The organism is Candidatus Neomarinimicrobiota bacterium, from assembly GCA_041862535.1.
Taxonomy (GTDB): domain Bacteria; phylum Fidelibacterota; class Marinisomatia; order SCGC-AAA003-L08; family TS1B11.
This window is the reverse complement of the sequence record JBGVTM010000179.1, coordinates 1-5,389: the sequence shown is the minus strand read 5'-3', so window position 1 is coordinate 5,389 and position 5,389 is coordinate 1. Positions and strand designations below refer to the sequence as shown.

6 protein-coding genes are annotated in these 5,389 nt (G+C 58.0%); all 6 read left to right on the top strand.

Annotation, left to right across the window (positions count from 1 at the left end; translation table 11 throughout):
* Nucleotides 1–425, top strand: a 425-nt coding sequence (locus ACETWG_06460) for a T9SS type A sorting domain-containing protein (GenBank protein MFB0516229.1), incomplete at its 5' end; no start/stop codon positions are given.
* A gap of 134 nt (nucleotides 426–559) precedes the next feature.
* Nucleotides 560–1,480: a hypothetical protein gene (locus ACETWG_06455; protein MFB0516228.1), complete on the top strand. Its 921-nt coding sequence runs from the start codon at nucleotides 560–562 to the stop codon at nucleotides 1,478–1,480.
* A gap of 4 nt (nucleotides 1,481–1,484) precedes the next feature.
* Nucleotides 1,485–2,294: a Ser-Thr-rich GPI-anchored membrane family protein gene (locus ACETWG_06450; protein MFB0516227.1), complete on the top strand. Its 810-nt coding sequence runs from the start codon at nucleotides 1,485–1,487 to the stop codon at nucleotides 2,292–2,294.
* On the top strand, nucleotides 2,275–3,240 hold the full coding sequence (locus ACETWG_06445) for a caspase domain-containing protein (protein ID MFB0516226.1): 966 nt from the start codon (nucleotides 2,275–2,277) through the stop codon (nucleotides 3,238–3,240). Before ACETWG_06450 ends, ACETWG_06445 begins: the two co-directional genes overlap by 20 nt.
* On the top strand, nucleotides 3,240–4,307 hold the full coding sequence (locus ACETWG_06440; protein MFB0516225.1) for a DUF4384 domain-containing protein: 1,068 nt from the start codon (nucleotides 3,240–3,242) through the stop codon (nucleotides 4,305–4,307). Before ACETWG_06445 ends, ACETWG_06440 begins: the two co-directional genes overlap by 1 nt.
* A gap of 4 nt (nucleotides 4,308–4,311) precedes the next feature.
* Entirely contained in the window at nucleotides 4,312–4,860 is a 549-nt protein-coding gene (locus ACETWG_06435) for an LPP20 family lipoprotein (protein ID MFB0516224.1), read from the top strand.
* The last annotated feature ends 529 nt before the right edge of the window (nucleotides 4,861–5,389 follow it).

Genomic DNA, 5,389 nt, shown 5'->3' with positions numbered 1-5,389 from the left:
CCGATGTAATGGCCTACCTGGATTCGGCCGGTATCTTTCTGTGGACGGTGGTAGTCCGGGATGGGCAGGGGGCCACGGCCACCAGCGATACCCTTCCGCTGCTACTGGAGGCTCTGGGTACCGCCATACCCTCCGAAGCCGAGGAACTGGCTTTCTCCTTCGGCCCCATCTATCCTAACCCTTTCAGCGATCACACCCGCATTGAGTACACCATACCGCGGTATTCGGAGGTGGTAATTACGGTATACGATGCTATCGGCAGGAAAGTGCGGGTGCTGCGGGCCGAGCCGCATTATCGGGGTCACTATGCGGCCATATGGGATGGGCGTGACATCCAGGGTCAGCGGGTGGCGTCCGGACCGTATGTGGCCGAGATCCGGGCGGGGGGCAATATAGCCTACCTGAAGCTGGTGGTGGTGCATTGAACCGCGCTGGATGTGGCCTAGGTCACAGAATCGGATAGTGTTATACTTTTTCGCTATCAAACTCTATATTTGGAGGCAACCAATAGGGTTGTGCGGTAGTCTATAATTGCGGCATGCGTAAGCTAAATCTAGTTTTGTGTTTATTACTCACGGGGCTGTCGGCCCAGTCCATTACCAAGGTGGACTTTGAAGTGCTACCCGGCAATCTCGTCGAGGTTTCTTATACCATCTACGACACCGAGCCCAATGTGGTCTATGCCATCGATCTATATGCTTCGCTGGACGGGGGCTATGCCTTCCCCATTCATGCCCAAAGCGTTAGCGGTGATGTCGGCCGGCGGGTTGTGGGTGCGGGCCGGAAGAGTGTCCTCTGGAAGGTGCTGGATGACGTGCCGGCCCTGGTTTCCGATAACCTGGTTATCAAGGTGGTGGGTCGCCCGCGGACTACCGTTTCCGGATTCTTCCATTCCCTGGTGGCCGGTAACCGCCTTACGAAGCGGCTGAGCAATGGCGTCACCTTCTATGGCGGGAGTGGAAATTATTATCTCGTTGATGGTGGATCTTTTGGGGACATGATCGGAGATGGCAGCCTGGTTCACAAGCTGAATAGCCGGTTAGGGATACGCATCACCGCAGTGCCGTTCGTCTACCGCTTTAATGTGCTGTATCGGAACTGGGACCTGGCTCTACCCAGTGAGGATGAGTTGCGCTTGAAGTATCTATCCTTCGGTGACAAGCGCTACGGCGGAGAAGATATCCTGCTCCATTACCTGGGATTTTCATTCTCGATGGCCTATACTCCCCTGCCGGTGTTTGGCCTTTTCCTGCCCCAGGTTGGCGGCGGGATCAGCTACAATCGCTTTCGTCTGGGGAATGATAAGTGGAGTGTTACTTCTTCCCTCAACAATCCGGGCCTGTTCGCCGAGGCAGGTATGCAGGTAAACCTCCTCCGATGGTTCAAAGTGAATGTGGGTGCCCGCCAGAATTTCCTGAGCCCGTGGGTGAATTTCACCGAAGCATTCCTCGAAGTAGGATTGCATATACCAACTCAATAGCCTCATGAAACGCATTTATCCACTCATTTTCATTTTGCCCTGGGTGCTCTGGCTGGCCGGCTGTGGGGAGACCCGCTCCGATATCATTGAGAAGGTTATCTTTTCCGATGATGACCAGTGGCTGGAGCGGGATACCAGTGAGGACCCCTACGAGCTGGTTGAGGGTCGCTGCTGCAATGACTACTACCCCTACCTGCTGCCGATGGATATCCAGATTGAGGCTATCATCAAACCGGCGGGGGACCTGGACTATTTCGACATCCAGCTCTCCGAAAGTTACGCGGGGCAGCTGTTCCTGCGGTCCGAGCGGGATAATATCACCCTGCGTATTTTCAGCCGAGATATGGAAGAGTATGAATTCTACCTGGATACACTCAGCTACCCTCAGGCGGTGGTGGAGGGGATCGGACCGGTCTACTGGACCACCCTCTACGGCCCGTTGGACTCGCTGACAGTTCTGGTCAAGGGCGAGTCAGGCAAAGCCCAGGGTGAGTACACGCTGGCGTGGACGCCGGTTATTCCCGTTACGTACCTCAGGGTGGAACGCCCCATTTTCGGTGATCGTTGGCGGCGTGATAATAGGTACACCATCCGCTGGCAATACCAGGGTGCTGCATCCTCAGCGATCTTTTCGGTGGCCCTGTTGAAAGGGCCGGTCGTCGTCGATGTTCTTATGAGAAACATTATTTTATCGAATCAACTGCAGTGGGATCCCTCTGATGATCTTGACCCAGGGGAGGACTACCGCATCATGGTATATTTAAGTAAGGACCCCACAACACTGGATCTTTCCGATGAGTTTGAAATTGAATAGTTTCCTGATGGTGTTGGTGCTGGTCTCCGGCTGGGCGGCCGCCCAACAATTTGAGGGGGTAAGCCGGGCCAAGCCGGTGAAGATTGCACCGCCGGGGTACGTCGAACCGGCCGCCCCGGAACCGGAGCCGGTGGAGGCACTGCCCACCAGCGACGTGGACATCGATATTCCCGCCGCTGCTGCCCCGCGGCCCGATGCTGTGGGTGTAGTGATCGGCATCACCGAATACGCTCACCCGGATGTTCCTCAGGTAGACTTTGCCCGGCGCGACGCCCGGCTGATGCGGGACTACCTGGTACAGGCCATGGGATTCCAGGAAGAGAACATCATCATGGCCGTGGACCAGGAGGCCACCAAGGCGGCCTTCAACCGTATCTTCGAAGGGCAGCTGCAGAATTACATCAAGCCAGGTGAATCCGATGTTTTCGTCTACTATTCCGGGCATGGTGCCCCCGACGTGGAAAACGCCAGCGCCTATTTCGTTCCCCATGACGCTGATCCCAACTACGCCGCCCAGACCGGCTACAGCCTGGAGCAGTTCTATCGCCAGCTCAATGGGCTGGAGGTGCGGTCATTGACGGTGGTAGTGGATGCCTGCTTCAGCGGCGGCAGTGAGGCGGGCATGCTCATCCAGCAGGCCTCGCCCATCTTTATTTCCGTGGAGAATCCTGCCGCCAACCTGAAAAGCGGCGTGGTGCTCACTTCCTCCTCCGGGGATCAGATCAGTTCCTGGTATCGGGAGAAAGGACACGGGCTGTTTACTTACTTTTTCCTGAAAGGCATTCGGGGTGCGGCCGACGGAGACCAGGATGGCAAGGTGACATCGGAGGAAGTCTTCGGTTACATTATGGAGAACGTGCCGTATCTGGCCCGGCGGATGTTCAACCGCGAGCAAACCCCGCAGCTCATGGGAGGGACCATGGACCAGATTCTGGTGGAATACTGATGCGCACGCTTTCAATCATAAGCCTGTCGGCTCTGCTGTGGGTGGGCTGCAGTTCGCGCCCAAGAGAAGTGAGTCCTGAGGGCGAGGAGCCGGACGAGGCCCAAGCTGCGGCCGAGCGGGCCTTTGTGGAGTTGGAGGGTGGGGAGGCGGTGCCCCTGCCCGGGGTAGCCCCTACGCCGGCCGAAGAGTCCGTTCTGGAAGCTGAGACCGGGGAGTTGGCCGCGGAAGCGCGAGCCGCCGCCAGCCGGATGGATTACGTAGTCAGGCCGGGCTGGTTCCTGGTAGATACATCGCTGGTATTTCCCGGTTCGGTGGCTCCGCAGCAGGCCCGGCAGCAGGTACTCCAGGCTGCCCGGGTTGCCGGCCTGGAGCAGGCCCTACCGGCAAAAGTCTCCTTCACCTCGCTACTGAGCGACATTATGGATGAGACTGCCGGCGCCGCTTTTGAGAAGTCCACCTGGAGCACCTTCGCCCTCTCATCGGTCACCGGACACCTGGTGGACGAGAGGATCCTATCTACCGATCTGCAGCCGCTGGAAGGCAACGCCTACCGTTATCGCATTGTTCTGGAGGCCCGGGTGGTGCCGGTCAAAGGTGAGCGAGATGCATCCCTGCGGCTGGAGCTGGCGGTGAACGAGCGCCTGCTCAAGGATGGGGATGAGTTGATTATCCGGGCCCGGCCCAGCGTCGACGGCTATCTGTACGTCTTTGAATTTCTCAGCGACAACTCGGTGATGCTCGTTTTCCCTAATGCGCTGATGACCGACAATGCCGTCTTAGCCGGGAAGTGGCTGGAGATGCCCACTAGCCAGGAGCGGGCCCGAGGCGTGCACTACCGCGTGGCCGCCGACCCCGGTGCACCTACCACCAATGAGACCATCTACGCGGTATTCTCACGACAACCCATTGCCGATCTTTCCGGTCTAATGAATGTACCGAAAGGGTACGTCTCTTTTTCAGCCGGTGACGCCAGTTATACCAAATTCCAGCGCTGGCTGTCCGAGGTACCGTTAGGCCAGCGGATTGAGAAGGCTGTGCAACTACATATCGTAAGTGACAAGGAGTAGAACCATGAAGCGAACAATTACGCTGATGATGCTGGGGGGGCTGCTGCTGATCCTGGCGGGTTGCGCCGGAAAAATGGAGTCCGGCACCACCGAAGCCCGGGAGAGCCGGGATATGCCCGCGTGGTTACTGGAACCCCCGGCGGCGGAGGGCATGATTTACGGCGTGGGCCAGGCCAAGAAACAGAATCCCAGTCTGTCCAAGAAGGTCGCCGCCCAGCGGGCTCGTGACGAAATCGCGGCGGCGGTGAAGATCAAGGTGGAGTCGCTGGTAAAGGACTTCATGCAGGAGAGCGGTATTGGCGAGCGGGCCGGGGCGCTGGAGTTCACCCAGGCGGTGAGCAAGGGCGTCACGGACGCCACCCTCACAGGTGCCATGATCAAGGAGACCTACATTGCCAAAGACGGCACCTATTTCGTCCTAGTGGCGTATTCACTGGATGAGGCCCGGCGGGCGGCCATAGAGTCGGCCCGGCAGGAAGAAGCCCTCTGGAACGAGTTCAAGGCTGAGCAGGGCTTCGACGCTCTGGAGCGCGAGCTGGAAAAGCTGCAGTAACCTTTTTTTGACATAGAAGGCCGGAGGCATCACGCCCCCGGCGATGCGACCTGGCCTCCCGTTGGTTTGCCCTGGCCGCCTTTCCCGAAGTTATCTTCGGTGTGGCAACCGCGGGAGGCCCATTTTTTGGTGATTGGTGACTGGTGACTGGGGATTGGGGACCGGAGCATTGACAATTGAATATTGAAGAAAGCCGATAGCAGAGGCTTGAGGCCGGGAGCCGACCGGTAAGCCGGGCTCAGCGAGAAATTCCACAAAATCCATACAAAATTCCGCATTTTGAAAGTTTCGCCCGTCGGGAGGCCGGAATCTCCCTGTTGAAAAATATTTCCGCTCCATGACCAGCCCCGCTACACTTCGTTACGCGGGGTAAACTCCCCGCTTTCTGCGGGACTGGGAGCAGGGCGGGGCGATATGGCGGCGGCATCATCATAGTGCCGGAATATAAGCCAGCGGCCGGGGTTTGTCGTTCGCCTGGTGCGCCAAATGCGCCAGGTGCGCGAAAAAAGAAGTTTCTAGTTTCGAGCTG